Below are 26,193 nucleotides of genomic sequence, written 5' to 3'. Positions count from 1 at the left end.
CAGCGGCAAAATGTGCTATTGACCATAGGAGTCACCTTCCTTTTTTCCTCATCCTTTCATAGTCTAATTAAGAAGCAGAAAAGGAGGGGATAAACAATTGGAAGAGAATACAAATAGCAAACAGGACAGAGAGTATTATGAAAAATTAACCGATAAAACGAATTTCTTAAAAAATGATTATTATACTCTTAAGCAGGGAAGCGGTTATACTTCTCCTCCAAGCTCCATGCCCGCCCATGAGTTGAAAATGCTTAAGGAATATATCCACGGAATCAACCTGAAGCAATTGGGCTTAAGCCTGCCGGACCGGAAAAAGACTATGTTATTAATGAGATTCTTAAAAGGAAAACGAAATCAGCAGGTAAATGTTCATGCCAAAGTTGGAGACAAGGTAATCGATATTTCAGGAAGGGTTAGTGTCGTCGGAAGAGATTTTGTCGCTGTGACAACGATATCTGAACGGTATTGGTTCCCTTATTCTGCAATCGAGTCGGCAAGCGTACCCTATGGTGTCCCGGATATGCCAAATAATCATCAGCAGGTTGTTTATGATGAAACACTTCGGAGAAAACTGCTAACCGAATTTTCAACAACAGTGCTAAAACAGGATGTGCTAAAACGTCAATTTTATGAGGAATCATTGGAGATTCATCTGCAATCATGGAAAGGAACGAAGGTAAGGGTTTATACGAAGGACGCGGAATTTAAAGGCAAGGTAAAAGATACAGCTGCTGGTGGGCTGACAGTAGCCAACGGTAAAAGTCAAGTAAACATAAATTTGGCAGAAATACAGTTAATTAAACGGAGCACTCCCTTCCAGCTTTTATCAAGCTTCGGTTTATGGCTGAAAGATATATTTAAAGGAATATCGAGACGATGAATTCTAGTAATCTATATGAATATTTTTAAAACAAAGAAGAAGAGGCTGCACAAATGCACCTCTTCTTCCTTGTTGTCGCTCTATGAGTCTACAGTGATGAAGCAAACTTCATTAAAATTAACCGTATGGATTCCATCTTCTTCCTGTTTACATGGATCAATAGGTTCTTCTTCCTGTTTTTCTTTCTGTTCTTCCATCTCTTCTACACATAATTGAATTCTAAACTGGTCTTCATCAACCGAACAAAGGATGCCCCTGAGTAGTTCCTCGTCTGCTTCGGATTTAACTTCTATTTCACAGCCGAGAAAGGACTGAAGAAATAAATGAAGGGGGATGCCAAAAAATAGATTGATTAACTCTGGGCTTCGGCCGACAATTTCTCCAAAGTTGAGTGTAATATCGCGACGAATACAGGTATTAATCTTAAGAAGCTCCTGCTCATGCTCAATATTTTCACTTCTGGCATCTTCATGCTTTAAGAAACAAATCTTCTCAAAGGGGATAAATTTTTTCTCGTCCAGAGTATTAACTTGTATAAAGTTGGCTCCGGCCTCTTCCAATATCCCAAGGATTTCCATTTCCTGATTATGACAATCAACTACTACCTTTACAAGAGAGTAGCGGAGAGCCCGGAAGTGGAGCTGCAGCTGTCTTTGATTTGGATCTCCCGGTTCCCGCGGGTTTCCAATGGTGCGCAGCGTATCATTAATTTCTTCGATGCATGCTTGTAATTTATTTAACTCGTTTGGCGGCAATGGACTGTTAGGTGAATTAAATCGCGGTGTTGGAATCGGTTTAGGGCAGTTAAATGGTGTGCAGAATTGATCGTTTGGAACGGATGCTGGAATGCGTCCAGGGCAGCAAAATCCGTCTTTGGGACAGGTATTCTCGGTACTGTCATGGCATGGGCAGCCACAATGTTTATTTTCTTTATCCATACTACACCTCCTTTCCTCATTCAATCGGATTGAACGGTGAAAATTTCGGATCCAGTGGTGCGAGGAATTCACTAGGCTCACCTAATACACGGAAAATCCCCCAAACACCAAGTTCAACATCCCAACGGATAAGGCAGGAACGGTACAAATAATCTCCTGGCACACTATGAAAGCCTCCTGCACCAAATTTAAGGGCGAAATCGTCCGCGTGGCCGACTCCAACTTGTCCTTCGAGAGCAATAACCCTTGAATTGAGATCATCGTCATCGTCCAGCCATTTGTGACCATGGATGGTCATAGAATGGGCCCTGGCTCGGTCTGCCGGGAATGCGAAACGTACCACGACAGGGTCTCCGGCATAGGCGAGGAAAAGAGGTGTGGACGGATCGCCATGGACGAGGGAACTAAACACTTTGGAAACATCAAGAACATCAGCCAAACGATGCTTGAAGCGCTCCGCACGATAGTTGAATGCACGTGAACCCTGATCCTCGAAATCCTCTACTTCTTCTTCCCGATCAACCAACAATGGTTCGGGGTCTATAATTAGATTGCCATCTTTATCATAGAGTCTTACACCATCATGCATCAGCAGGGCAAATTCACGAAATTCGCCAAACGGGGTAGAAATTATTACCTGATTACCGGTTTTTACAGGTTCCCGGGTCCACGGATCAAGATATTCAGAGCCGCGGAATTCTGAAATAAGCATCCCGAATGCTCCATGATGCCGGTGATTCCGGATATCTGCCATGTCCCACAGGTTTGCAGTTCCGAATGGCTGATCGATATACCAGCGATATGTGATGCTTTCCCCTGGACCAATCGTCTGATCCAAATTGAATCCTACCGTCGCGCCATCTGAAAACCGAACGTCGTATTCAACCATCTGGGCATGCATAGAAATCCTGCGCGATGGAGGAAAGGGAGCTTCCACAGGAACAAAAGGATAACCATGAATCAGGTCATCATGGAATTGTTCAGTTAATTGATTATGGAGCCTTATTTCGACACATTCGCCAACATTTCCCCGTAAAATAAGCGGTTCCGGGTTAAACTCACCGCTTAGGATTGCTGGCACATCTTCAGCAAGTGCAAAAACAATTCCAAATGGATCATTATCACCATGATGGTTATAGATGATAGGCGTTTGAAGGGCTACGACATCATAGCAGCGTACAGGCGCACCGGGTGGACAAGGGTTTCCTGGAACTGGTGCCATTGGAGGAGGTGACCCCGTTGGGCAAGGCAATTGATTCGTTCTGGGAGGTGGACATGGCTGGTCAGGCAATGGAAGAAGATGTTGAACCTCTTCCTTGAAAGTTCTCATTAATCCCCAGTTGCCAACCCATATATCATCGATAGATCCAAAATGGTAAAGCATATCAAAGTCGCCTTCTCCATCAATAAAGAATTCGAAGGTAAAGGATTCGGCAATGCCAATATGCTGCTGCTGGGTTAATTCAGAATCCAAATCTCCTCGTTCACGATGCCAGCGCTGGCGATGGAGGTTAAAGCTATGCGATTCCTCATGTGCTCCCTGGATCAGGCGGAGTCGAACAGGATCTCCATTGTATGTCTCCAGAAGCGGTGTGACCGGGTCTCCATGTACCCAGGAGCTGAACACATAGGCGGGATCACAATCGGGCTTTAATCGAAATTGCAGAGGTTCGCTGCGATAATTAATCCCCATTACACCCGGATCGTCAGGTGAACCTGGAAAAGGAGGCGGGTTAAGCGGAACATTGTTAGCGTCAAACAGCATTGCAAAATCATGGACAAAAAGGTTAAATTCCCGGAAATCAGGAATGAGCGGATTTACTACCATCACTTGGGTCCCTGATTCAACCGCGTCGCCAGTATGAGGGTCCATGAATTTAGAGAATCTTGGTTGAAGATTGATGGCGGCAAACACACCATGATTCTGATGCTCATTGGCAAATAAGTGGTCATGCCAGAAGGTAGCCTTTAGTTCCACGTCTGCAAACCATTGATAGGTGATGGTTTCACCCGGTAAAATTCCCGAGTTATAATTCCAACCAACATTTGCACCATCGGCAACAATAGGATCAAATTTAACAAAGTGGACATGCATTCCAGCCTCATACGTGCGAGTAACTAGCTGAAAGGCATTTCCGCCGAGAACTTCAGGCAGCTTATTGGAGAAGTGAAGCCGGATACATTCTCCTGCATTGGCGCGAATCACCAGCGGCTCAGGAGGTTTCCTCCCCGCCAAAACATCCTCTTCATCTTTCGCTAAAACATACAGCCGTCCTTCTGGATCGTGCCAGCCTTCCTTATTATAGATAATCGGCATTTGGATTAAGGAAATATCAAATTCACGGACAGGCGCATCAAGCGGGCACGGATTCGTAAATACGGCACCTGGAACGGCATTTGGATCAAAGGCATTCCGCTCCAATACGGTTACCTCCCTGTCTCCGACAAGCGGCGGCCGTGGAGCTTTACAGCCTGCAATTCCTGGGATAAAGTTTGGAAATCCTGGTTTCTCCGCAGTTGGTTCCGGCGGGCAAGGCTGGGACGGCAGAGGCTGGAGTGCAGCAATTGGAACACCATTCGGGTAGCATTGACTGCCATCCTGCAGGGTATTAAAGTTTCTTTGTATTCCCCACATCCCTTCGCCAAAGTGCGGATACAGGTGACAGTGAATGATGGCGTCCCCAGCTGCCCCATGCAGGCTTCCAGCACCATAAAGCGGTGTAATCGTGTATTGGTTCTGAGGAGAGATTGCCTGGACGTCTAAAAGTTCAGAATCATAGTCAGTTGGTTCCGCAAGCCATTGATGGACATGATAGTGAAATGTATGCGTCTCCTTGACCCCGCCGTGGACCAGGCGTATTTTGATCGGATCCCCAACATAGGCACGGAGAATCGGTGTGTCAGGATCCCCAAATACCCACGAATCATGGTGCACCTCCTCACTTTCACAATCTGGACAAACAACACCTTCCTGCAGCAATCGGAGCCGGTTACGCATAGGTTCAGAACGATAATTTATTGGAAAAGTGGACTCCGGCTGCAAAGTATGGGGACTGATGGGATTTTGTCCCGTTAAATCCTTGACTTCCGGTTCATCAGCAAAAAACCAGCCAAATTCCCGGAAAGAGGGAAGAACTGGATTGTGTACATCGGCAAAAACTCCGCTATTAATCGGTTTTCCAGTTACTGGATCTGTCCACCAGGATCCCCTTGGCTGGACTATTAACGCTCCATATAATCCATGCACATTGCTGCCTAATTCACTCGATAAAGTATTGCCTAAGTCGGAAAAGAAGTAAGTCCCTAATTCCATAGCAGTCCACCGATAAATAATCGTATCTCCAGGCGGGACAGTTGTATCAGGATTTACTCCGACAAAGGCACCATCAGATGTAAACACACTGTACTCCGCAATCTGGATATGCATAGAAGTGTTAAAAGGCAGCTGGTTTTCAAAAAGCACTTCAATATCGTCACCCGAATTAGCACGGATGACCAGCGGCTGAACAAGCTCCACTGGCATAAAAGGATTGCAGGCCACTTGGGCTCTCACTAATTCCTCATTTTCTTTTAAAACATACATCATTCCATCGGGATCGTGATCGCCAAATTTATTAAATACAATCCGGATGGGTATAGCAACGATGTGAAACCGTCTTATCATGGATCAACGCCTCCTTCAACAATTATCTTCCTTGAGTTCAGGGATTTTGTGGCGTTCATTTTCGATAAAAAACACATCCACTTGGTCAAGATGAATACGGAACAGTTCGTTATCTAGTTCTGACACATTTGTTACTTCTGTTTTGATTAAAATCACATCATAAGATATGTCCATTATGGTTCCAATTATTAGAAAAGGATAAGGGGCCATTAAGATAAGAACACGTGCCCCCACGTTAGATTCAAATTCTTGGAGAATAGCAGCCTGCCGGATGGCATGTACATCCACCCTATCCATAAGTCCTAATTCCTTATACAACTTTTTCGTTAAATCAGTTTTCTTTGACATCAATGTCACCTCCAGGTTTAAAGGTTATATCAGCGGAAGACGCCGTTCTGGATTAAATGGGGTAAACCAGGCAATTTTTTCGAACGGAATGCTAAGCGGTGTAGGAAATCTAAAAAATGGTGCGTTATGCATTTTAATAATCGCCGGATTTAAGGTAAGAAAACCATTTGTTACTTCCTCAACAGTACCGGTGAAAATCGGCCGAAATGTTTGGCCTAGTATATTTAATTGGTCCTGTTCGGTTACAAGCAAAATCTCTGTTCCGAGTAATCCTTCAAATATTTGATTTTCAGGAATTATCTGGTGCTTTTTACTGCTCATTTTATCCTCCTCGTATACATGACTTGTAGTGCTATTGTATGGTTTTCGGCTGGACATGTTTGTGCGTTTATCTATGGCTATACAATGTTTAACAAAAAAACCGCGCTTCAAAAGAGTGCGGTTTCCAATCATATTACTTCAAAACAACTACTCTTGTTGCACTAACCTGCCCCGTTAGCACAATAAGAAAACGGGACACCCGGAGCCATCCTATTTTTACATAAACCCCCTATTGTAATATAAGGTTAGCCAGATTTTTCTGGTTGACCTTTTTCTATGTGGTCATATGATTACGGTAGGCGGGGTAGAACGTCGCCCCGTGGGAGTTAAAGTTAAACCCGTTAGTTAAACTGTTCACCCTCTACTTGTATAAAACATGTTTCTGGCTGGTTGGGACCAGGATCCCGTTTAACAAGCGAACCTATGACGTTACAAGGAGCTTTAGGGGTTACCGACTAATATGTATTTCCAGGAGGAGGAGAAGAATGAATCCAGTGATTGGTCTGGATGTATCAAAAGGGGAAAGCCAGGTTCAAACGTTTTTAGATAATAGAAGGAAAGCTAAAAGATAGCTTTCCTTTTTCATTACTGGTTCAAAAACGAACAAAGTTATCCCCACATTGCAAGCGCATATCATAGTTTTATAGAGCGCTTAAGATTAAGACGTAAATAAACCCAGTTTGGCTTTTAAATGGGTTCTATACTGTACAAATTCTTACCCCACTTGTATGATTTGTAATGCCGGCAAGGAATAGCTTAGTCCCTGTGGCATAGCAGCAACTAGTTTCACGACATCATTCTCTAATAATGAAAACAACTGTGTGGTATATAAATTGGCTGAAGTTCTCGTTTCGGTCATAGATGACCCTATGTTAATAGAATCATTAACAACAAGTTGAAACTTTGCAGAATTACTGGTTGCCCCCTCTTCATTTACGGTTACTTTATAAGTGATTTGGTACACTCCTGTTTTTAATGCCTTCAACCCTTCAGGGATTAACTCGAATTCTTGTAAAGGCCCAGCAACCGTAAACTTTACAATGCCGTTTTGAGTACTTTTTGATGGGGAATAGGCAAATCCATAAGCGGTGGCAATCGTTCCGGGAGGGCCAGCGGGTCCCTGTTCACCGCGTTCTCCTTTTGGGCCCGGCGGTCCTTGTTTACCGCAAGGTCCTCTTATCCTTCGTTGTAGTTTGCACCAGTAGCATTCACAACAATGTGGACAATGATCCATGATCTTTTCACCTCTTTACTTTTATCCTATTTTTTACTGACGGATAGTAAGCGGGATATTGATAAGTGTTCCTCCAGAGCTTGACTGTACTGATATAGAACGGGTCGTCGAATCCGGTTGGACAGAAGACGGTTTGAATCGATACTGCCATACGCCTAGTGGATCGACCTCTACCTGTGCCAGGATGGTTCCATTAAGGGTGTTCCCAATAAACATGGTTATATTAACTCCGGGTCCAGGCACATCGGATGTCCCTGAAATCCGCCATTCTGAATCATCAGTTCTGTATTCCGCCCGAGTGACAGTTAAGTTGTCAGGAAGTGTTGTTACTTGAGTGGTATCTGTTGAAGTGCCGCCCGGTCCGCTGACAGTTAGTTCAAATGAAAGTGATGATAATTGTTTAGGGGCTGTAAGTGTTGCGGAGGAAGAATCTGCATTTGTTATCTGAACAGGAGGCCCTGAAATTTGTTCCCAGTTGAAACTTGTGGCTAAGCCTGCTGCACTTCCGTTAAACGTTACAAGTGTGCCTTGCTGAACTGTTTGATCAGGTCCCGCATTTGCGACAGGTGATGGGGCAGATTCAACAACCGAAATACTCACGGTGTCAGTGGATGGCCCACCTTCACCTTCAACGGTTAATTGAAATGTGAGGGTTTCTGGGGTTTGAGGTGCTGTAAAGGATGGCGCAGCAGTTTCTGAATTCACTATGGACACAGGTGTACCAGATAGTTGAATCCAGTGATAAGAAGTAATGGGGCCCGTTGAGTTCGTCCCATTAAGGGTAACTTGAGAGCCGGCCATTACCGTTTGATCCTGACCTGCGTTCGCCAATACACCAACAGGATTATCAGGTCCTCCTTCCACAGTTACAGGAATGGTTGTTCTTCCGCCAGCGGAGGATAGAATAGTAACATTTGCAGGAACATTCGTAAGAGTAAGAGTTAATTCACCTGCAGCAGGGATTGTTAAATTACCTTGTCCAAAATCCGATACATTAAGTACAATCGGATTTACCTTATCGCTAGATGAAGCATTAATTATGAGTGTTTGAGAATCATTGTTGTAATTTGCAGACGCGGTTATAAAATCAACTGGGACTGCTTCTTTTATACTATCGGGATTATCAGTAACGTTCCTGACTGTAACACTGCTAGGAGGCTGAGCTCCTGAATAAGAAACACGAGCAAAATAAAGCCCCTGTCTGCCTTGTAGAGTGGCAGGCACAATCCCTGAACCTGATACTTCAATTTGTTGCGGCGTGACATCTGACTTGGCAAATACGTCTAATAAACCGGCGGAACTGTCAATTTGTGTATAAGTGGTTCTCGTGACATCCACACCAGAGATGGTCGAAATTTTGCCTAATAGGGAAAAACCCCTTGTTTCGATACAGTTATCTGGATTGATGCCAGGAGTAGTGGAACGGTCCGGTGACCCAATTCCAATTCCTGGACCCTCTATTCTAAAAATATTTTGAGGCTCGCCAAAACGGTCAACAAGCGGACTTCCTATCACAGGATGGTCGACATTCGGGTCTCCAATATATCCCTCCGGAGGAGCTGGTGCCACATTTGGGTCCCAGTGTAGAAATGGATGGATACGGCTATTTAATGCTAGTTCAAAATTTCCACCGTCTAATCCGCCAATATCTTCAGTAAAATTAATTTCTCCAAAGCCTTTATCATTTGGCTCAGCAATGAAAGTATCAACACCATATGGGTGTGTCACAACATATTCTGCATTAGGCTGTAATCCTGCTACTCGAATTCTTACTCTCCCAAAAACTATTTGATCTCCTTCTCTAGGTATTTCGCTGACAAATGCAGCCTCTAAAGCTAAAACGAGCCTTGCCCTCTCACCTGTTCCTGTTTGCATTTCTGCTTCGGCCAACATATAAAATGCTTCGCCAGGGAAATTGTTTGGAAAAGAAACGGGTTGTCCCGGATTAGACAAGTCGGCTGGTGTTAGGCCTGAAAATGGGTCGTTTGGATCTGTGTTTAATTGCAGCCTCAATCCATTTTCATCTTTATACCAAACGGGAAATCCATTTAATGCATTAATTGGACCTACTTCCAAATAAATTCTCCTTTCATAAATTGATATGGCTAAGTTTTAAATACAATCAAAGCCACTCCTCGAAAATAATCTATTCACTAATTATAATTTGGCGTCGGCTTGTACCTACTTTTTGTACTATTAAATAATTCCGAAGTGTTAGCAGAGTCAAAAAATAAAGCACCAGAGCTGATGCTTTAACAGAAAAATATAATAACTTAGTCAATTAGCACAAGATTGTCACTGAACATTAATCAAAGGCGTACATGGTAAAGCTCCTGAAAGAAAATATGGAATTTCCAACCGTACAGTAAGGGAAATGGACGTGTAGTTTTATCTTAATGGAAAAAACCAACCAGTTACGGTTGGCATCGTAATTATGTAGATGCTGCTTCGGCTCTAAATCCAAATCCTTTTGCCATCTTAAGAAACTGACTATACCCAACTGCAACATTAGGCATCAAAAGACTATAAGTCCCATCTTCATTTTGCATATTATTTTTTTGTATACGGATGCCTGCTTCATCAGCAGTTATGATGTGTAAATGTTTACTAATACCAGCTTTAGGATAAAGGGTTTTTTGGCCGTTTGTAAAAGTGAACTTATTTTACGAGACCAAGTCCTTTTTCACCTTTTAATCTATACCGGAGCAAGGAAAGGGGAATTACTTGCACTTAGCTGGGATGATATTGACTTTGAGGCTAGGACTGTTCGTCTATTTAAGACTCTTTTCCAAGACAGGGGGCAATTTATCATTCAGACGCCCAAAACGAGGGTTTCTAAGCGTTTTATCAGCCTGGATGGTAATACCCTTAAATTACTCAAGAAATGGCGTATAGAGCAAAAGAATTTAAATTTAGCGGCATCGGGTTTTATCGAAGGTAATAATCTTGTTTTCAGCAGAGATGATGGCTCCCCAATGAGGTTAGCATATCCCAATGAAAAACTTGATATATTGATCAAAAAACACGATTTGCACCGAATTACCATTCATGGGTTGAGGTATACTCATGCATCTCTATTTGCCAGTATCAAAGAGGTTCAAGAACGCTTAGGCCATTCTGATATTCAGATGACAATGAACATATATACTCATGTAACGGAATATGTTAAAGAACAAATTGCCGAGAAGTTTCAAAGGTACCTTGACTTGTGAAAAAAGGCCAAAAAAATTTCGTGGTCAAAATGTGGTCAAAAACCATTTTTAAACATAAAAAAGACCCCCAACCAAAATGGTTGAGAGCCTTTGGAGCGTTGATAATTAACGCTTTGAGAACTGAGGTGCACGACGAGCGCCTTTAAGACCGTATTTTTTACGTTCTTTCATACGAGCGTCACGAGTCAGTAAACCAGCAGATTTCAAAGAACCGCGGTATTCTGGATCAGCTTGAAGCAATGCACGTGCGATACCGTGACGGATTGCGCCAGCCTGGCCGGTGTATCCACCGCCGTTTACATTTACAAGTACATCGTAGTTTCCAGTAGTTTCAGTAGCAACTAATGGTTGCTTCACTACTTCACGCAATGCTGCAAATGGGATATATTCTTCAACTTCACGTCCGTTAACAATAATGCGGCCTTCGCCTGGTACTAAACGTACACGAGCTACTGAGCTTTTGCGGCGGCCAGTACCATAATATTGAACTTGTGCCAAGATAGTAACCTCCTTAATAATTATCCGCGTAATTCGTATACTTCAGGCTGTTGAGCTTGGTGTGGATGCTCGTTTCCTGCGTATACGTGCAATTTTTTATACATTTGACGACCAAGAGAATTCTTTGGAAGCATACCTTTGATAGCAAGTTCAAGCATTCTCTCAGAGTAGTTTGTGCGCATTTCAAGAGCAGTTCTAGTTTTCAAGCCGCCTGGGTGCATGCTGTGACGGTAGTAGATCTTGTCAGTCAATTTCTTTCCAGTCAACTCGATTTTTGAAGCATTGAGTAGAATTACATGATCACCAGTGTCAACGTTCGGTGTAAAAGTTGGTTTGTGTTTTCCGCGTAAGATGGATGCTACTTCGCTTGCCAGACGGCCCAAAGTTTTACCTTCAGCGTCGATAACGTACCACTTACGTTCAACTTCATTAGCTTTCGCCATAAAAGTACGCATGATTATCCTCCTAAAGATCAATCTTTATATTTATTTTCAATCACAATAAGTCTTCCGGGGCTCATCGTGGGATTAAAATACATACCATATTATATTAAACTCTCCCCGGGCCATTGTCAAGGGAATGTTACGCCAGGTTTAGTTGTCATGGCAAAAAAATTTTTATTTGTTTTCGTAGAATACTTCCCAAAGGTATAAACCTTGGCCCGGCGCCGTTTTCCCGGCAAAGCTGCGATCTTTTTTCTCTAGTATTTCGGCCACGTCACTGGGCTTTTTTTTGCCGGTTCCAACCTCCAGCAAAGTCCCGACAAGAATACGAACCATATTGTATAAAAACCCGCTTCCGACAAAGCGGAACACCAGTAGGCCGTTATCCTCTACCAGCTCGATTTCCCTAATGGTACGTACCTTATCTTCGACTTCTGTTTTAGCGGAGCAGAAACTGGTAAAATCGTGGGTGCCCAAAAGGAATGGAATCGCATCTTTAATCGCCTTGCTATCCAATGCAAAAGGAAAATGATAGGCATAATTTCGCCTAAACGGGTCCCGTTTCTTCGAAAGAGAAATCATATATCTGTATTCCTTGCCTGAAGCATGGAAGCGGGCGTGAAATTCTTGTGATACCTTTTCCACACGTAAGATTGCGATATCATCTGGCAGGAGTGCATTCATTGCCTTTTCCCAATTTTCAGCGGGAAAAGAATAGGAGGAATCGAAATGGATCACTTGTCCCATTGCATGGACTCCGGCATCTGTCCTTCCCGAAGCACTAACCCGTACCTCGTCGCCCTTATGGATTTTCCGAAGTGCCTTTTCCAGTTCTAGTTGAACCGTGCGCTTTTCAGGCTGCACTTGGTAACCCGCAAACTGGGTGCCATCATAAGAAATAATACATTTATATCTGTGCATGTTTTGACCTCATTATGAACGGAATAAAAACAGTAAGGCTGTTAACACAACGAGTGAACACATTAATAGCGTATCAAGTGTTTGCCAGCTCAGTTGGCGGTATTTCGTCCGGCCTTCACTTCCCCTGTATCCACGCGCTTCCATCGCAATCGCTAAATCTTCCGCTCTCTTAAATGAGCTGACAAACAAAGGTACCAACAAAGGAACGATGGATTTAACCCTTTCCTTAACCGGCCCTGATGAAAAATCAACACCTCGCGCCGTCTGGGCCTTCATAATTTTTTCGGTTTCCTCCATCAAGGTAGGAATGAAACGCAAAGAAATCGACATCATCAAAGCGAGCTCGTGTACCGGCATTTTCCACTTTTTCAGCGGTCCCAAAAGCTGTTCCATTCCATCAGTAATCGAGATGGGAGATGTGGTGAGCGTGAGCAGAGAGGTAACCAGGATCAAAAACGTGAAACGCATGGAGATATAGATCCCTTCCAGCAGTCCGCCCTCATAAATTTTAACAAAGCCAAGATCGAAAAGAACAGCGCCTTCCTTTGTAAAAAATATATGCAGCAGCAAGGTAAACACAATCAGCAGAAGTATCGGTTTCAGTCCGTTGAATAGAAAGCGGGCGGGAATTCTGGAAAGTGCGATCAATATAAAAGTAAATACACCCAGAATTGCATATGTCACTAAGTTATTGGCGAGAAAAACCACACAAACAAAAAAGAACACGAGCAATAATTTTGAGCGGGGATCCATACGGTGGATCGGCGAATCAAGCGGCACAAAACGGCCGAAAATCATTTTATCCAGCATTAACGGCTCCCCCGTTCCATAACCCGCTTAACTTCTCCGGCTAAATCTTCAACGCTCAAACACGGATGGTCAAAGCGCACACCCAATTCTTTTTGGAGTTTTAATTGAAAACGTACGGTTTCAGGAACATCCAGGCCCTTTTCAATCAACTGTTCCGGCTGTGAAAATATTTCAAAAGGCGTTCCTTTTTGAAATATGCTGCCCTGGTGCATGATCACAATTTCATCCGCATACCTGGCTGCGTCTTCCATGCTGTGAGTCACCAGAATAGTGGTTATACCCTGGTCCTTATGAAGCTGATAAAACATGTCCATAATTTCTTTACGGCCGCGCGGATCAAGCCCCGCTGTAGGCTCATCAAGAACAATTACTTCCGGTTCCATTGCAAGCACACCGGCAATGGCTACCCTCCGCATCTGCCCGCCTGAAAGATCAAAAGGCGATTTCTCCAGTATATCTTCTGACAAGCCAACCAATTTTAACGCGATCCGTGCCTTCTTCTTTGCTTCTTCTTCCGGAACACCAAAATTAATCGGGCCAAAGCAGATATCCTTCTCTACTGTTTCTTCAAACAATTGATGTTCTGGAAATTGGAAGACGATCCCCACCATTTTCCGGATACCCTTTAAATGCTTCTCTTTTCGGCCAGCTTCAATCGTACGGTCGCCGATGACAACACTGCCCTTTGTCGGTTTTACAAGACCATTCAAATGCTGCAGCAGCGTCGACTTTCCTGAACCAGTATGTCCGATAATGGCTACATACGTTCCCGGATTGATGGCCAGGTTGATGTCATGAAGGGCCAACCGTTCAAACGGTGTATTCATTTGATAACGAAATTCTAAATCCTTGAGTTCAATGCGCATAAATCCTTCACCAACTCTTCTTCTGTTAAGTGGCTGCCAGCTAAATCCACGCCTTTTTCACGTAAAGACTTGCTTAATTTTACGGAAAAAGGAATATCCAACCCTAATCCAACCAGTTCATCTTCCAGGTGGAAAATCTCATCCGGAGTCCCTTCCCGATAAAGACGCCCCTGGTTCAGCACAATGATCCGATCGGCTTTTGCAGCCTCTTCCAAATCGTGTGTAATGGAAATGACCGTCAAGATTTTTTCTTCCTTCAATTCACGGACTGTGTCCAATACTTCCTCCCGGCCTCTGGGATCGAGCATCGAGGTGGCTTCATCAAGGATAATGATATCAGGCTGGAGGGCAAGCACCCCTGCTATTGCAACACGCTGCTTTTGTCCGCCAGATAGATGGTGCGGCTCTTGATCAAGAAATTCATTCATCTTTACTTTGTTCAATGCATCCTGGACCCGCTTTACCATCATCTGTTGCTGAACCCCCAGGTTTTCTAAACCAAAAGCCACATCATCCTGGACAGTTGTACCAACGAATTGGTTATCAGGATTTTGAAAAACCATGCCTACTTTTTTTCGGACATCCCACACTGTTTCTTCTGAAAGCTCCATATCCCCAATGAGAATGGAACCGAAACCGGGAAATTGCAGGCCATTTAAAAGCTTGGCCAAGGTTGACTTCCCCGAACCATTATGGCCCACGATTGCAAGCCATTCTCCTTTAGAAACGTCGAAACTTACTCCATCTACTGCATTCCGGTCCTGTCCATCATATTTAAAAGTTACATCTTTTAATGAAACAAGCTTTTCCTCCATGCCTGGCCTCCTCTTTACTCATCTATCTTCTAAAAACTCGGCTCCGCTTTGAAAAATAAATAAAAGCAATCGCTCTAGTAGCCCATTAACCAGAATTTTGACAGCATTTACTCTGACTTATTCCTTAAATTGCAACACGAAAGTGCAATGATTTCTCTAGAATTATACACAGCTATATAAATGAACTGATGGCTATGAAACCAGTTTTCACATTAGCCTAATTGGGGTACAGGTTTAAATTCCTAAATTCAACTTATATAATACTTCTACTATTGTAACGTCTGCAGCTATTTTTAGATATAAAAAAACGCTGCACCCCTTCCACCGAACCATCATCCGGTAAATTAAGAGCAGCTAATACATGCCTATATCGACAACAGGCATCTTCTTATTATCGCTATTCATAGCGGGAAGGGGTACTTGAGCTAGACGGGAAGGCGCTCATGTTAAAACACCAGCCATCATTACACTCAGTTGCGTATTCTTGTGAGTAAATCTCGATGTTTAGCTAAAAGAAAAAGGGCAAAGAACAAGTTAAATGTTCAACTGTCCCGCCCTCGATTCTTCGCTGTTATTAAACTAACTCGATTACCACGACTGGTGCAGCGTCACCGCGGCGTGGACCCATTTTCATGATGCGTGTGTATCCGCCTTGACGCTCTTGGTAGCGGGCAGCGATATCACTGAATAGTTTTTGAACTGCGTCTTGGCCTGTTTCAGCGTTTGCCACCTCATTACGGATGTAAGCAGCTGCTTGACGGCGGGCGTGCAAGTCACCACGTTTGCCAAGAGTGATCATTTTTTCTACAACAGAACGCAACTCTTTCGCACGTGCTTCTGTAGTTTCAATGCGCTCATGGATGATTAGATCAGTAGTTAAATCACGAAGTAATGCTTTACGTTGTGCGCTAGTGCGTCCTAACTTTCTGTAACCCATTTTAGAGATTCCCTCCTTCGTTGAAATTATATATTCTGTATTCAGGCTCACAACAAAATGGCTAGTTAACTACGGCTAACTAGTCATCAGTCGTCTTTGCGTAATCCTAAACCTAGTTCTTCTAGTTTTGCTTTCACTTCTTCAAGTGATTTGCGTCCCAAATTACGCACCTTCATCATATCTTCCTCTGTTTTGTGAGCAAGCTCTTGAACAGTGTTAATACCGGCACGCTTCAGGCAGTTATAAGAACGAACAGAAAGGTCAAGTTCTTCAATGGTCATTTCCAGAACTTTTTCTTTTTGGTCTTCTTCTTTTTCTACCATAATTTCTGCATTTTGAGCTTCATCAGTCAAACCAACGAAAATATTCAAATGCTCAGTTAAAATCTTAGCTCCAAGTGCTACAGCTTCCTGCGGTCCATTGCTTCCATCAGTCCAAACATCAAGCGTAAGCTTGTCATAGTTTGTCATCTGGCCAACACGGGTGTTCTCTACTTGGTAGGATACACGCGCAACAGGAGTGTAAATGGAGTCGATTGGAATCACGCCGATTGGCTGATCCTCTCTTTTATTTTGGTCTGCAGGGGTATAACCGCGGCCGCGCCGTGCAGTTAGCCTCATACGCAAATGACCGTTCTTGCCAAGAGTGGCAATTTGTAAATCCGGATTCAGGATTTCCACATCACTATCGTGTGTAATATCTGCTGCAGTTACTACACCCTCACTCTGAACATCAATTTCAAGCGTCTTTTCTTCATCGGAGTAAATCTTCAGTGCTAGCTTTTTCACATTGAGAATGATAGAAGTTACATCTTCTACGACGCCTTCAATTGTTGAGAACTCGTGCAGTACGCCATCTATTTGAATGGACGTAACAGCGGCACCTGGGAGTGAGGATAATAGAATACGACGTAAGGAGTTACCCAAAGTTGTACCATACCCACGCTCTAGTGGCTCGACGACGAACTTGCCGTATTTGGCGTCATCGTTGATTTCAACCGTTTCGATTTTTGGTTTTTCTATTTCGATCATTCAATAAACCCTCCTTCAAAACGTCGAAACCTCGGCTAGTAGTGAACTTACTCATTCAAACATAACCGAAATTCCCCATGTATACGTTCCCGATTGTGCGCAACAACTGAATAAAATATTCTGTAAGAACGCAAGATATTATTATATCCCATTATAGCCCAGGGATACAATTTTTATACAGAAAAATTATACACGGCGACGTTTTGGCGGACGGCATCCGTTATGTGGAACTGGAGTTACATCTTTGATAGCTGTTACTTCCAGACCTGCAGCTTGAAGTGCACGGATGGCAGCTTCACGACCTGCACCAGGTCCTTTAACAGTAACCTCAAGTGTTTTCATACCGTGTTCCATAGAAGTCTTAGCAGCTGTTTCAGCAGCCATTTGTGCAGCGAATGGAGTAGATTTACGAGATCCGCGGAAACCTAAAGCACCGGCACTTGACCATGAAATAGCATTACCATGAGAGTCAGTGATCGTAACAATAGTGTTGTTGAAAGTTGAACGAATGTGAGCGATACCTGTTTCTATATTCTTTTTCACACGACGTTTACGAGTATTTGTTTTACGAGCCATGAAAAGTAACCTCCTTTACTGATTATTTTTTCTTGTTAGCTACTGTACGACGAGGTCCTTTACGCGTACGAGCATTGTTTTTTGTATTTTGTCCACGGACAGGAAGACCACGACGGTGACGAAGACCGCGATAGCTGCCAATTTCCATTAGACGTTTGATGTTAAGGGAAACTTCACGACGAAGATCACCTTCTACTTTTAACTTGTCAACGATATCACGAATTTTGTTTAGTTCGTCTTCAGTAAGATCACGAACACGAGTATCTTCAGAAACACCAGCTTCTGCAAGAACTTTAATAGCTGTTTGCTTACCAATACCGAAAATATATGTTAAAGAAATGACAATACGTTTGTCACGTGGAATATCTACACCAGCAATACGTGCCATTGATTTAGTGCACCTCCTTCTAATTAGCCTTGTTTTTGTTTATGTTTAGGGTTTTCGCAAATAACCATGACTTTACCTTTTCTGCGGATAACTTTACATTTTTCGCAGATAGGCTTAACTGATGGTCTGACTTTCATTGCTATCTAACCTCCTTATACAGATCGGAGCGTACCAGATTATTTGAACCGGTATGTGATTCTGCCGCGAGTTAGATCATACGGGGAAAGCTCAACCGTAACCTTATCCCCAGGCAAAATACGAATAAAGTGCATACGGATTTTACCGGAAACATGAGCTAAAACTGTATGACCATTTTCTAATTCTACCTTAAACATTGCATTTGGCAAAGTCTCTGTGACTTTCCCTTCAACTTCGATTACATCATCTTTAGCCATTAAACATTTCTCCCTTCTGTTCAGCACATTACCATTTTAGAGATTGAATAAATCAAATCCAAAAAATAGGTTATTGCCCTATGTGTGAACCCGTTTTTCCTGAATTAGAATTGGGGCCACTTAAAGCTTGGTCAGAATTTCGTATCCTGTTTCAGTGATTGCTATTGTATGTTCAAAGTGTGTACACTTTTTTCCGTCAACTGTTACTACGGTCCAGTCATCATCTAAAGTTTTCACATATCTGCTTCCAGCATTCACCATTGGCTCAACAGCGAGCACCATACCAGGCTTTAAACGAGGTCCAGTATTTGGCGGACCGTAATGAGGGATTTCAGGGTCCTCATGTAAGTCTTGACCGATTCCATGGCCGACATACTCTCTGACAATAGAGAATTGGTTAGCCTCGACATAGGATTGAATAGCATGGGAGATGTTTGAAAGGCGCACGCCTGGCTTAGCTTCTTTCAACCCTCTATTTAATGACTCTTCAGTTACGTCCAAGAGCCGCTGTGTTTCTTCATCAATGCTGCCAATTGGATATGTCCAAGCGGAATCCCCATGATAGCCTTTATACTTGGCTCCGATATCAATACTGATAATATCTCCTTCATGCAGAACACGCTCTCCTGGAATCCCATGGACAAGCTCATTGTTTACAGATGTACAAATACTGCCGCGAAACCCATTATACCCTTTAAAGGACGGGAATGCATCATGTTTGCATATAAAGCTTTCGGCAATTGCATCCAGCTCATGCGTCGTGATGCCGGGGGTGATATGCTTCTTTAGCTCTTGGTGAGTTAAAGCGACGATACGGCCGGCCTCGCGCATGATTTCAATTTCTCGCGGGGTCTTACAAATGATCATTAATGCAATCCTCCAAGAAGTGCATCTACATCTTCAAATACCTTATTGATATCTTGTTGCCCATCAATATTACGCACATAGCCTTTTTCTTCATAGAAATCAAGAAGAGGCTGTGTTTGTTTCATGTTAACGTCCAAACGGTTCTGGACCGTTTCTTCATTATCATCTGCACGTTGATACAGTTCTCCGCCGCAGCGGTCACATTTTCCTTCTTCAGCAGGAGGATTGAACACTAAGTGGTAAGTCGCACCGCAATTTTTGCAAATGCGTCTGCCTGTCAAACGCTCCATAAGGATATCTTTATCAACTTGAATATTGATTACATAGTTAATTCTCCGATCAAGATCGGCAAGGATGTTTTCAAGCGCCTCTGCCTGTGCCACTGTACGTGGAAAACCATCGAGCAGGAACCCTTTATTGCAATCCTCTTTGCTTAATCTTTCTCGGACGATACCAATCGTCACTTCATCAGGAACAAGCTCCCCTTTATCCATGAACGATTTAGCCTGTAAACCTAGTTCCGTACCATCTTTGATAGCCGCGCGGAACATATCTCCAGTAGAGATATGAGGGATGTCATATTTTTCTACGATTCTTTCGGCTTGCGTGCCTTTTCCGGCACCCGGAAGCCCCATTAATACCAGATTCACATTGTTTCCCCCTCAAACTCTATAATGGGTATTTGGGAACGCAAGCTGGTCCCCAAAACTCATTACTTTATAAACCCTTTATAATGGCGTTTTACTAATTGCGCTTCTAGCTGTTTCATCGTGTCAAGAGCAACTCCGACTATTATAAGAAGGCTAGTGCCGCCAATTTGTGCAGATTGCGGCAAATTCGCCAGTTTTATAAAAAATACCGGCAATACAGCAATTACTGCCAGGAATATGGAACCGACAAATGTCAAACGGTATAAAACACGGGTCAAATATTCCTGAGTGCTTTTACCAGGCCTGATTCCAGGAACATAACCGCCTTGTTTCTTCAAATTATCTGCCATTTGTTCAGGATTGACCTGAATAAAGGCATAAAAATAGGAGAAAGCAATAATTAATGCAACATAGACTACCATACCAATCGGATGGGTATAGTCAAATGTTTTATCAATCCAGCGTGTTACGTCATTAGGACCAAAAAACGACGCAATCGTTCTTGGGGTAATGATGAACGCCATAGCAAAGATTACCGGGATAACACCTGCAGCATTTACTTTCAGAGGTAAATGAGTAGATTGCCCGCCAGCAGGTTCGCGTCCTACTGCAGCTCGCTTGGCATATTGGATTGGAATTTTACGTAAAGCTTGTTGTATAAAGATGACAGCCACAACAATTACGAGGATGGCAACCAAAATCAGGGCAAGAGTGGCAATTCTCAAGAAAAGCTGATCCCCTGCATTTTCAAACTGCTGAGCATAGATTTGGTTCGCAATAGATGGGATACCGGCTACGATCCCAGCGAAGATAATGATAGAAATGCCATTGCCTACTCCCTTAGAGGTTATAAGCTCCCCTAACCACAAAAGAAAAGCTGTTCCTGCTGTCAATACGGTAGCAATAAGCAAATATGTCCCAATCCCAGGGTTTTCAATAAGCATTCCACCGGCCATATTATTAAAACCGTAAGACATACCTAATGCCTGGATAAAACCAAGAATAATTGTCGCATAGCGGGTAAACTGAGCTAATTTACGACGGCCAACTTCCCCTTGCTTGGACCATTCAGTGAATTTAGGAACAACGTCCATTTGAAGCAACTGAATAATGATGGAGGCTGTGATATACGGCATAATCCCCATAGCCAAGATTGAAAAGTTTTGCAGGGCCCCGCCGCCAAAGGTATTTAATATACCAAAGACGCTTAGCTGGTCTTGATTTTTCAGCAAGTCGGCATTCACATTCGGTACAGGTATAAATGTACCGATGCGATAGACGACTAACATTAACAGGGTAAATAGGATTTTGTTTCTTATATCACCCACGCGCATAAAGTTGGAGATCGTACGAAACATTAGATCACCTCAGTTTTACCGCCGGCAGCTTCGATAGCTTCTACTGCAGTAGACGAGAATTTATGAGCTTTAACTGTAAGCTTTTTCTCTACTTTACCTTTTGCAAGAATTTTGATTCCAGCTTTTTCTTTCGATACGACACCGGTCTCAATCAATAGAGCAGGTGTAACTTCCGTACCGTCTTCAAAGCGATTAAGGACATCAAGGTTAACGATTGCATAGTCTTTACGGTTGATGTTCGAGAAACCGCGCTTAGGCAAACGTCTGAATAAAGGTGTTTGACCACCTTCAAATCCTGGGCGAACACCACCGCCGGAACGGGCGTTCTGACCTTTATGACCTTTACCAGCTGTTTTGCCGTTTCCAGAACCGATACCGCGTCCTTTACGCTTTCGTTCTTGACGGGAACCTTCTGCAGCTTTCAATTCATGAAGTTTCATGTTGGCACCTCCTTGTTAAGATCGAGATTATATTATTGTTCCTTTACAGTAACAAGATGAGCAACTTTGTTAATCATACCGCGGATCGCAGGGTTATCATCATGAACAACTGTTTGATGCATTTTGCGTAAACCCAGTGTGTTAACAGTAACGCGTTGGTCTTCAGGACGACCAATCAAGCTGCGAGTGAGGGTAATTTCCAATTTATTAGCCATTTGATTTCCCCCCTTATCCTAACAGTTCTTCTACTGATTTTCCACGTAACTTAGCTACGTCCTCAGCGCGTTTTAATTGCTTTAATCCTTCTAGTGTAGCACGTACCATATTGATTGGCGTGTTTGAACCTAAAGACTTCGAAAGAATATCACTTACTCCGCCTAATTCAAGTACAGCACGAACAGGACCGCCTGCGATAACTCCAGTACCTTCAGAAGCAGGCTTCAAAAGAATATGACCTGCGCCAAAGCGACCATTCACAAGGTGTGGAATTGTTGTACCAACCATAGGTACAGTAATTAGATTTTTCTTAGCATCTTCAATTGCTTTACGGATAGCATCTGGTACTTCTTGGGCTTTACCAGTTCCGAAACCAACGTGGCCGTTTTTATCACCTACAACAACAAGTGCTGTAAAACGGAAACGACGTCCACCTTTAACAACCTTAGCTACGCGGTTAATAGTAACTACGCGCTCTTCAAGTTCTAATTTATTAGGATCGATACTACGACGCATCTGTTATGTCCCTCCTTTTTGATTAAAATTCTAAGCCGTTTTCACGAGCAGATTCAGCCAAAGCTTTCACACGGCCATGGTAGAGGTAACCTCCGCGGTCAAATACCACAGACTTAACACCTTTCTCTACTGCACGTTTAGCGATTAATTCGCCAACTTTTTTAGCTGCATCAGCATTGCCTGTAGCTTCTGAGCCGATCTCTTTATCAAGAGTAGAAGCACTTACAAGGGTTACGCCGTTTATATCGTCAATCAATTGTGCGTAAATGTGCTTGCTTGAACGGAACACATTTAAACGAGGACGAGCTTCAGTTCCGGAAAGTTTTGCACGGACACGTGCATGTCTTTTCTTACGAACAGAATTCTTATCAGCCTTCGTAATCATTTACGTCACTCCTTTCATTTACCTGGTCGGCTATTACTTACCTGTTTTACCTTCTTTACGACGTACATATTCACCTTCATAGCGGATACCTTTACCTTTGTAAGGCTCTGGCGGACGGACGTCGCGGATATTTGCAGCAAGAGCTCCAACGCGTTCTTTGTTAGTGCCTCGTACGATAATTTTTGTATTGGAAGGAACCTCAATTTCAAGGCCTTTTTCCGGTTCGATTTCAACTGGGTGAGAGTAACCTACGTTAAGGACCAATTTGGTTCCTTGTTTTTGTGCACGGTAACCGACACCGATAAGTTCAAGGGATTTTTCGAATCCTTTGGATACGCCCTCTACCATGTTTGAAATAACTGCGCGAGTTGTACCGTGTAATGCACGGTGTTCTTTAGCATCAGAAGGACGAGCAACAGTAAGAACGTTTTCCTCAACGCTGATTGTAATATCAGGATTAAAAGATCTGGTTAATTCACCTTTAGGGCCTTTAACAGAAACGTTGTGTTGGTCAACAGTTACTGTTACGCCAGCAGGGATTTCAATAGGTTTTTTACCTACGCGTGACATCTAGTGCACCTCCATTCGTGTAAAAATGTATTACCAAACGTATGCAAGTACTTCTCCGCCGACTTGTTTAGCACGAGCTTCCTTGTCGGTTAAAACGCCTTGAGAAGTAGAAACAATTGCAATACCTAAACCGTTAAGAACGCGTGGAACTTCACCAGTCTTAGCATATACACGCAAACCAGGTTTGCTTATGCGCTTTAATCCAGTGATAACACGCTCATTGTTTGCACCGTACTTAAGGAAGATACGGATGATACCTTGTTTGTTGTCTTCGATTAATTCAACGTCACGGACGAAGCCTTCACGCTTTAAGATCTGAGCAATTTCATTCTTGACCTTTGAAGCTGGAACTTCCAATTTCTCGTGACGAACCATGTTCGCATTACGGATGCGAGTGAGCAAATCTGCAATAGGATCTGTCATGACCATTATTAATTACCTCCTTCCCAAACTCGGGTTTTACCAGCTAGCTTTTTTCACGCCAGGGATTTGTCCTTTATATGCAAGTTCGCGGAAACAAATACGGCAAAGCTTAAATTTACGAAGTACTGAATGTGGACGTCCGCAACGTTCGCAGCGTGTATATTCCTGTACTTTAAACTTTGATCCGCGCTTCTGCTTCAAGATCATAGATTTTTTAGCCACGTTTTCGCCTCCCTTTATTTAGTGATTACTTTTGGAACGGCATTCCGAACTGAGTAAGTAATTCACGACCTTCTTCATCAGTATTGGCAGTCGTTACGATAACGATGTCCATACCGCGTACCTTACTCACTTTATCGTAGTCAATCTCAGGGAAGATAAGTTGTTCTTTAATACCTAATGTGTAGTTACCGCGACCGTCAAAAGATTTCTTGGAAACGCCACGGAAATCACGTACACGCGGTAAAGAAACAGAAACGAGCTTATCAAGGAATTCATACATACGCTCTCCGCGTAATGTAATCTTCGCACCGATAGGCATACCTTCACGCAAGCGGAAGCCGGCGATAGATTTCTTCGCTTTTGTTACCACTGGCTTTTGACCAGTGATTAAAGTAAGCTCTTCAACAGCATTATCCAATGCTTTTGAGTTAGCTACAGCATCACCCACACCCATGTTCACTACGATTTTTTCAATTTTTGGTACCTGCATTACAGACTTATAGTTAAACTTGCTCATTAGAGCAGGAGTAATTTCTTTTTGGAACTTTTCCTTTAGGCGGTTCATTAAGTGTACCTCCCTTCATCATTAACTTTATTTATCTAAAGATTCACCTGATTTTACAGCTACGCGTACTTTTTTGCCATCTTCAACCTTGTAACCAACACGGGTTGGTGTTCCGGACTTAGGATCAAGCGGCATAACATTTGATACGTGAATAGCTGCTTCTTTGCTGATGATTCCACCTTGTGGATTCAATTGTGACGGCTTGGAATGCTTTTTCACGATGTTTACTCCCTCAACAAGCACACGGTTGTTTTTAGGATATGCTTCAAGGATAATACCTTGTTTGCCTTTGTCCTTACCAGAGATGACTACGACTTTGTCACCTTTTTTAACATGCATTAGCTTCGCACCTCCTTGAAAGGCTTTTACGATATTTATCAATTAAAGTACTTCTGGAGCAAGAGAAACGATCTTCATGAAGTTGCTGTCACGAAGTTCACGCGCAACAGGTCCGAAAATACGGGTGCCACGAGGGCTTTTGTCGTCACGGATGATTACACATGCATTTTCGTCGAAGCGAATGTAAGTACCGTCAGTGCGACGTACACCACTTTTCGTACGCACGATAACCGCTTTAACAACATCACCTTTTTTAACAACGCCACCTGGTGTTGCTTGTTTAACTGTACACACGATGACATCACCGATGTTAGCTGTCTTGCGGCCTGAACCACCAAGCACTTTAATAGTAAGAACTTCACGTGCTCCAGAGTTGTCAGCGACTTTTAAACGAGATTCTTGTTGAATCATGTATGAAACCTCCCTTCGGAATTAACATAATCCGAACATTGATTAAATAATTACTGCTTTTTCTACTACTTCAACCAAACGGAAGCGTTTTGTAGCTGAAAGTGGACGAGTTTCCATGATTCTAACTGTATCGCCTACTTTTGCTTCATTTAGCTCATCATGAGCCTTGAACTTCTTGGAGTATTTCACGCGCTTTCCGTAAAGAGAATGCTTTTTATAGGTTTCTACAAGAACAGTTACCGTTTTATCCATTTTGTCGGATACTACGCGTCCAGTGTAGACTTTACGTTGGTTGCGTTCGCTCATTTGTGCAAACCTCCCCTCAATTATCGATTGTTGACACCGATCTCTCTTTCACGAACAACTGTTTTCATACGAGCGATCGATTTGCGTACTTCACGAATGCGAGCTGTATTTTCAAGCTGTCCAGTAGCTAACTGGAAACGAAGATTAAATAATTCTTCTTTGAGAGATTTTACTTTTTGTTCAATTTCGGCAGTGGTTAGATCTTTAATTTCATTAGCTTTCATTTGCTTCACCACCAATTTCTTCTCGTTTTACAAACTTGCATTTGATTGGAAGTTTGTGTGCAGCAAGGCGCAATGCTTCTCGTGCCACCTCTTCAGATACACCGGAGATTTCAAACATTACTTTTCCTGGCTTTACAACTGCAACCCATCCTTCAGGAGCACCTTTACCGGAACCCATCCGTACTTCAAGCGGCTTAGCAGTGTATGGCTTGCTTGGGAAAATTTTGATCCAAACTTTACCGCCACGCTTCATGTAACGTGTCATTGCAATACGAGCTGCCTCGATTTGACGGTTAGTGATCCAAGATGCTTCTAGAGCTTGAAGACCGAACTCACCGAAGTGAACTTCAGTTCCACCCTTGGCATTTCCTCTCATCTTACCGCGGTGTTCACGACGGTATTTCACACGTTTAGGCAATAACAT

General features: G+C 43.0%; 36 protein-coding genes. 2 read left to right on the top strand and 34 right to left on the bottom strand.

The features are described from left to right. Nucleotides 1-97 precede the first annotated feature (97 nt). Nucleotides 98-880 carry a hypothetical protein gene (locus tag D0466_RS18315; RefSeq protein WP_117323984.1) on the top strand — a complete coding sequence of 261 codons (783 nt, stop codon included), beginning with the start codon at nt 98-100 and terminating at the stop codon, nt 878-880. An 80-nt stretch (nt 881-960) separates the two neighbouring features. Here D0466_RS18315 and D0466_RS18310 read toward each other — a convergent pair whose 3' ends face one another. From D0466_RS18310 to D0466_RS18285, 6 genes are all read right to left on the bottom strand, one after another. Next, the gene (locus D0466_RS18310; protein WP_117323983.1) at nt 961-1,818 is read right to left on the bottom strand and encodes a hypothetical protein; all 858 of its coding nucleotides are present in this window, start codon (nt 1,816-1,818) and stop codon (nt 961-963) included. 16 nt (nt 1,819-1,834) lie between these two features. Next, nucleotides 1,835-5,482: a multicopper oxidase domain-containing protein gene (locus D0466_RS18305; RefSeq protein WP_117323982.1), complete on the bottom strand. Its 3,648-nt coding sequence runs from the start codon at nt 5,480-5,482 to the stop codon at nt 1,835-1,837. Between the two features lie 15 nt (nt 5,483-5,497). Beyond that, nucleotides 5,498-5,830 (bottom strand): hypothetical protein, encoded by a 333-nt coding sequence (locus D0466_RS18300; RefSeq protein ID WP_117323981.1) that lies wholly within the window; start codon nt 5,828-5,830, stop codon nt 5,498-5,500. A gap of 24 nt (nt 5,831-5,854) precedes the next feature. Next, nucleotides 5,855-6,151 carry a hypothetical protein gene (locus tag D0466_RS18295; RefSeq protein ID WP_117323980.1) on the bottom strand — a complete coding sequence of 99 codons (297 nt, stop codon included), beginning with the start codon at nt 6,149-6,151 and terminating at the stop codon, nt 5,855-5,857. A gap of 715 nt (nt 6,152-6,866) precedes the next feature. Next, complete coding sequence (locus tag D0466_RS18290) at nt 6,867-7,385, bottom strand: collagen-like triple helix repeat-containing protein (protein ID WP_117323979.1); 519 nt, start codon at nt 7,383-7,385, stop codon at nt 6,867-6,869. Between the two features lie 33 nt (nt 7,386-7,418). Beyond that, complete coding sequence (locus D0466_RS18285) at nt 7,419-9,461, bottom strand: PKD domain-containing protein (protein ID WP_117323978.1); 2,043 nt, start codon at nt 9,459-9,461, stop codon at nt 7,419-7,421. A 560-nt stretch (nt 9,462-10,021) separates the two neighbouring features. Here D0466_RS18285 and D0466_RS18280 point away from each other — a divergent pair. Beyond that, nucleotides 10,022-10,597, top strand: coding sequence for a site-specific integrase (locus D0466_RS18280; protein ID WP_233522696.1), 576 nt, complete (start codon nt 10,022-10,024; stop codon nt 10,595-10,597). A gap of 105 nt (nt 10,598-10,702) precedes the next feature. Here the strand turns inward: D0466_RS18280 and rpsI are convergent, their stop codons facing one another. From rpsI to rplP, 28 genes are all read right to left on the bottom strand, one after another. After that, entirely contained in the window at nt 10,703-11,095 is a 393-nt protein-coding gene (gene rpsI / locus D0466_RS18275; protein ID WP_117323976.1) for a 30S ribosomal protein S9, read from the bottom strand. Between the two features lie 20 nt (nt 11,096-11,115). Then, nucleotides 11,116-11,553, bottom strand: a complete 438-nt coding sequence (rplM, locus tag D0466_RS18270) for a 50S ribosomal protein L13 (RefSeq protein ID WP_117324001.1) — start codon at nt 11,551-11,553, stop codon at nt 11,116-11,118. A 159-nt stretch (nt 11,554-11,712) separates the two neighbouring features. Beyond that, nucleotides 11,713-12,459, bottom strand: a complete 747-nt coding sequence (gene truA, locus D0466_RS18265) for a tRNA pseudouridine(38-40) synthase TruA (protein ID WP_117323975.1) — start codon at nt 12,457-12,459, stop codon at nt 11,713-11,715. A 12-nt stretch (nt 12,460-12,471) separates the two neighbouring features. Then, a complete protein-coding gene (locus tag D0466_RS18260) occupies nt 12,472-13,269 on the bottom strand; it encodes an energy-coupling factor transporter transmembrane component T family protein (RefSeq protein WP_117323974.1) in 798 nt (265 codons plus the stop codon). Then, the gene (locus D0466_RS18255; RefSeq protein ID WP_117323973.1) at nt 13,269-14,135 is read right to left on the bottom strand and encodes an energy-coupling factor ABC transporter ATP-binding protein; all 867 of its coding nucleotides are present in this window, start codon (nt 14,133-14,135) and stop codon (nt 13,269-13,271) included. Before D0466_RS18255 ends, D0466_RS18260 begins: the two co-directional genes overlap by 1 nt. Beyond that, on the bottom strand, nt 14,111-14,950 hold the full coding sequence (locus tag D0466_RS18250; RefSeq protein WP_117323972.1) for an energy-coupling factor ABC transporter ATP-binding protein: 840 nt from the start codon (nt 14,948-14,950) through the stop codon (nt 14,111-14,113). The genes D0466_RS18255 and D0466_RS18250 overlap by 25 nt, the downstream gene beginning before the upstream one ends. 574 nt (nt 14,951-15,524) lie before the next feature. Further along, nucleotides 15,525-15,887, bottom strand: a complete 363-nt coding sequence (gene rplQ, locus D0466_RS18245; protein WP_117323971.1) for a 50S ribosomal protein L17 — start codon at nt 15,885-15,887, stop codon at nt 15,525-15,527. An 86-nt stretch (nt 15,888-15,973) separates the two neighbouring features. Beyond that, nucleotides 15,974-16,918 carry a DNA-directed RNA polymerase subunit alpha gene (locus tag D0466_RS18240; RefSeq protein ID WP_101631922.1) on the bottom strand — a complete coding sequence of 315 codons (945 nt, stop codon included), beginning with the start codon at nt 16,916-16,918 and terminating at the stop codon, nt 15,974-15,976. A gap of 186 nt (nt 16,919-17,104) precedes the next feature. Continuing rightward, nucleotides 17,105-17,494, bottom strand: a complete 390-nt coding sequence (gene rpsK / locus D0466_RS18235) for a 30S ribosomal protein S11 (RefSeq protein WP_117323970.1) — start codon at nt 17,492-17,494, stop codon at nt 17,105-17,107. 22 nt (nt 17,495-17,516) lie between these two features. After that, nucleotides 17,517-17,882, bottom strand: a complete 366-nt coding sequence (gene rpsM, locus D0466_RS18230) for a 30S ribosomal protein S13 (RefSeq protein WP_117323969.1) — start codon at nt 17,880-17,882, stop codon at nt 17,517-17,519. Between the two features lie 23 nt (nt 17,883-17,905). Continuing rightward, nucleotides 17,906-18,019 carry a 50S ribosomal protein L36 gene (gene rpmJ, locus D0466_RS18225; RefSeq protein WP_003156543.1) on the bottom strand — a complete coding sequence of 38 codons (114 nt, stop codon included), beginning with the start codon at nt 18,017-18,019 and terminating at the stop codon, nt 17,906-17,908. A 39-nt stretch (nt 18,020-18,058) separates the two neighbouring features. Beyond that, nucleotides 18,059-18,277, bottom strand: coding sequence for a translation initiation factor IF-1 (infA, locus tag D0466_RS18220; RefSeq protein WP_101631925.1), 219 nt, complete (start codon nt 18,275-18,277; stop codon nt 18,059-18,061). A gap of 120 nt (nt 18,278-18,397) precedes the next feature. Continuing rightward, nucleotides 18,398-19,144 carry a type I methionyl aminopeptidase gene (map, locus tag D0466_RS18215; protein WP_117323968.1) on the bottom strand — a complete coding sequence of 249 codons (747 nt, stop codon included), beginning with the start codon at nt 19,142-19,144 and terminating at the stop codon, nt 18,398-18,400. Then, on the bottom strand, nt 19,144-19,794 hold the full coding sequence (locus tag D0466_RS18210) for an adenylate kinase (RefSeq protein ID WP_117323967.1): 651 nt from the start codon (nt 19,792-19,794) through the stop codon (nt 19,144-19,146). Before D0466_RS18210 ends, map begins: the two co-directional genes overlap by 1 nt. Nucleotides 19,795-19,856: 62 nt before the next feature. Then, nucleotides 19,857-21,152 (bottom strand): preprotein translocase subunit SecY, encoded by a 1,296-nt coding sequence (secY, locus tag D0466_RS18205; protein ID WP_117323966.1) that lies wholly within the window; start codon nt 21,150-21,152, stop codon nt 19,857-19,859. Further along, a complete protein-coding gene (rplO, locus tag D0466_RS18200; RefSeq protein WP_117323965.1) occupies nt 21,152-21,592 on the bottom strand; it encodes a 50S ribosomal protein L15 in 441 nt (146 codons plus the stop codon). Before rplO ends, secY begins: the two co-directional genes overlap by 1 nt. A gap of 32 nt (nt 21,593-21,624) precedes the next feature. Further along, complete coding sequence (gene rpmD / locus D0466_RS18195; protein WP_101596716.1) at nt 21,625-21,807, bottom strand: 50S ribosomal protein L30; 183 nt, start codon at nt 21,805-21,807, stop codon at nt 21,625-21,627. Between the two features lie 13 nt (nt 21,808-21,820). Further along, nucleotides 21,821-22,324, bottom strand: a complete 504-nt coding sequence (gene rpsE, locus D0466_RS18190; RefSeq protein WP_117323964.1) for a 30S ribosomal protein S5 — start codon at nt 22,322-22,324, stop codon at nt 21,821-21,823. A gap of 22 nt (nt 22,325-22,346) precedes the next feature. After that, the gene (gene rplR, locus D0466_RS18185) at nt 22,347-22,709 is read right to left on the bottom strand and encodes a 50S ribosomal protein L18 (RefSeq protein WP_117323963.1); all 363 of its coding nucleotides are present in this window, start codon (nt 22,707-22,709) and stop codon (nt 22,347-22,349) included. 33 nt (nt 22,710-22,742) lie between these two features. Next, complete coding sequence (gene rplF / locus D0466_RS18180) at nt 22,743-23,279, bottom strand: 50S ribosomal protein L6 (protein ID WP_117323962.1); 537 nt, start codon at nt 23,277-23,279, stop codon at nt 22,743-22,745. Between the two features lie 30 nt (nt 23,280-23,309). Further along, nucleotides 23,310-23,708 carry a 30S ribosomal protein S8 gene (gene rpsH, locus D0466_RS18175; RefSeq protein ID WP_117323961.1) on the bottom strand — a complete coding sequence of 133 codons (399 nt, stop codon included), beginning with the start codon at nt 23,706-23,708 and terminating at the stop codon, nt 23,310-23,312. Nucleotides 23,709-23,738: 30 nt separating this feature from the next. Next, nucleotides 23,739-23,924 carry a type Z 30S ribosomal protein S14 gene (locus D0466_RS18170; RefSeq protein ID WP_101631935.1) on the bottom strand — a complete coding sequence of 62 codons (186 nt, stop codon included), beginning with the start codon at nt 23,922-23,924 and terminating at the stop codon, nt 23,739-23,741. Between the two features lie 25 nt (nt 23,925-23,949). Further along, nucleotides 23,950-24,489 carry a 50S ribosomal protein L5 gene (rplE, locus tag D0466_RS18165; protein WP_117323960.1) on the bottom strand — a complete coding sequence of 180 codons (540 nt, stop codon included), beginning with the start codon at nt 24,487-24,489 and terminating at the stop codon, nt 23,950-23,952. 27 nt (nt 24,490-24,516) lie between these two features. Next, nucleotides 24,517-24,828, bottom strand: coding sequence for a 50S ribosomal protein L24 (gene rplX, locus D0466_RS18160; RefSeq protein WP_117323959.1), 312 nt, complete (start codon nt 24,826-24,828; stop codon nt 24,517-24,519). Between the two features lie 42 nt (nt 24,829-24,870). Continuing rightward, entirely contained in the window at nt 24,871-25,239 is a 369-nt protein-coding gene (gene rplN, locus D0466_RS18155; RefSeq protein ID WP_117323958.1) for a 50S ribosomal protein L14, read from the bottom strand. Between the two features lie 42 nt (nt 25,240-25,281). Next, the gene (rpsQ, locus tag D0466_RS18150; protein WP_117323957.1) at nt 25,282-25,545 is read right to left on the bottom strand and encodes a 30S ribosomal protein S17; all 264 of its coding nucleotides are present in this window, start codon (nt 25,543-25,545) and stop codon (nt 25,282-25,284) included. 20 nt (nt 25,546-25,565) lie between these two features. After that, complete coding sequence (rpmC, locus tag D0466_RS18145) at nt 25,566-25,769, bottom strand: 50S ribosomal protein L29 (RefSeq protein ID WP_071351386.1); 204 nt, start codon at nt 25,767-25,769, stop codon at nt 25,566-25,568. Further along, nucleotides 25,759-26,193: a 50S ribosomal protein L16 gene (rplP, locus tag D0466_RS18140; RefSeq protein ID WP_117323956.1), complete on the bottom strand. Its 435-nt coding sequence runs from the start codon at nt 26,191-26,193 to the stop codon at nt 25,759-25,761. Before rplP ends, rpmC begins: the two co-directional genes overlap by 11 nt.

It is taken from the genome of Peribacillus glennii (assembly GCF_003429105.1).
GTDB lineage: Bacteria > Bacillota > Bacilli > Bacillales > DSM-1321 > Peribacillus > Peribacillus glennii.
The sequence above is the reverse complement of the archived record's forward strand: the minus strand, read 5'-3'. Positions and strand labels throughout refer to the sequence as shown.

Coding starts and splice junctions, on each gene's coding strand:
- D0466_RS18310 (WP_117323983.1), bottom strand. CDS start 1,818: ATGGATAAAGAAAATAAACATTGTGGCTGCCCATGCCATGACAGTACC.
- D0466_RS18305 (WP_117323982.1), bottom strand. CDS start 5,482: ATGATAAGACGGTTTCACATCGTTGCTATACCCATCCGGATTGTATTT.
- D0466_RS18300 (WP_117323981.1), bottom strand. CDS start 5,830: ATGTCAAAGAAAACTGATTTAACGAAAAAGTTGTATAAGGAATTAGGA.
- D0466_RS18295 (WP_117323980.1), bottom strand. CDS start 6,151: ATGAGCAGTAAAAAGCACCAGATAATTCCTGAAAATCAAATATTTGAA.
- D0466_RS18290 (WP_117323979.1), bottom strand. CDS start 7,385: ATGGATCATTGTCCACATTGTTGTGAATGCTACTGGTGCAAACTACAA.
- truA (WP_117323975.1), bottom strand. CDS start 12,459: ATGCACAGATATAAATGTATTATTTCTTATGATGGCACCCAGTTTGCG.
- D0466_RS18260 (WP_117323974.1), bottom strand. CDS start 13,269: ATGCTGGATAAAATGATTTTCGGCCGTTTTGTGCCGCTTGATTCGCCG.
- D0466_RS18255 (WP_117323973.1), bottom strand. CDS start 14,135: ATGCGCATTGAACTCAAGGATTTAGAATTTCGTTATCAAATGAATACA.
- D0466_RS18250 (WP_117323972.1), bottom strand. CDS start 14,950: ATGGAGGAAAAGCTTGTTTCATTAAAAGATGTAACTTTTAAATATGAT.
- rplQ (WP_117323971.1), bottom strand. CDS start 15,887: ATGGGTTACAGAAAGTTAGGACGCACTAGCGCACAACGTAAAGCATTA.
- D0466_RS18240 (WP_101631922.1), bottom strand. CDS start 16,918: ATGATCGAAATAGAAAAACCAAAAATCGAAACGGTTGAAATCAACGAT.
- rpsK (WP_117323970.1), bottom strand. CDS start 17,494: ATGGCTCGTAAAACAAATACTCGTAAACGTCGTGTGAAAAAGAATATA.
- rpsM (WP_117323969.1), bottom strand. CDS start 17,882: ATGGCACGTATTGCTGGTGTAGATATTCCACGTGACAAACGTATTGTC.
- rpmJ (WP_003156543.1), bottom strand. CDS start 18,019: ATGAAAGTCAGACCATCAGTTAAGCCTATCTGCGAAAAATGTAAAGTT.
- infA (WP_101631925.1), bottom strand. CDS start 18,277: ATGGCTAAAGATGATGTAATCGAAGTTGAAGGGAAAGTCACAGAGACT.
- map (WP_117323968.1), bottom strand. CDS start 19,144: ATGATCATTTGTAAGACCCCGCGAGAAATTGAAATCATGCGCGAGGCC.
- secY (WP_117323966.1), bottom strand. CDS start 21,152: ATGTTTCGTACGATCTCCAACTTTATGCGCGTGGGTGATATAAGAAAC.
- rplO (WP_117323965.1), bottom strand. CDS start 21,592: ATGAAACTTCATGAATTGAAAGCTGCAGAAGGTTCCCGTCAAGAACGA.
- rpmD (WP_101596716.1), bottom strand. CDS start 21,807: ATGGCTAATAAATTGGAAATTACCCTCACTCGCAGCTTGATTGGTCGT.
- rpsE (WP_117323964.1), bottom strand. CDS start 22,324: ATGCGTCGTAGTATCGATCCTAATAAATTAGAACTTGAAGAGCGCGTA.
- rplR (WP_117323963.1), bottom strand. CDS start 22,709: ATGATTACGAAGGCTGATAAGAATTCTGTTCGTAAGAAAAGACATGCA.
- rplF (WP_117323962.1), bottom strand. CDS start 23,279: ATGTCACGCGTAGGTAAAAAACCTATTGAAATCCCTGCTGGCGTAACA.
- rpsH (WP_117323961.1), bottom strand. CDS start 23,708: ATGGTCATGACAGATCCTATTGCAGATTTGCTCACTCGCATCCGTAAT.
- rplE (WP_117323960.1), bottom strand. CDS start 24,489: ATGAACCGCCTAAAGGAAAAGTTCCAAAAAGAAATTACTCCTGCTCTA.
- rplX (WP_117323959.1), bottom strand. CDS start 24,828: ATGCATGTTAAAAAAGGTGACAAAGTCGTAGTCATCTCTGGTAAGGAC.
- rplN (WP_117323958.1), bottom strand. CDS start 25,239: ATGATTCAACAAGAATCTCGTTTAAAAGTCGCTGACAACTCTGGAGCA.
- rpsQ (WP_117323957.1), bottom strand. CDS start 25,545: ATGAGCGAACGCAACCAACGTAAAGTCTACACTGGACGCGTAGTATCC.
- rpmC (WP_071351386.1), bottom strand. CDS start 25,769: ATGAAAGCTAATGAAATTAAAGATCTAACCACTGCCGAAATTGAACAA.
- rplP (WP_117323956.1), bottom strand. CDS start 26,193: ATGTTATTGCCTAAACGTGTGAAATACCGTCGTGAACACCGCGGTAAG.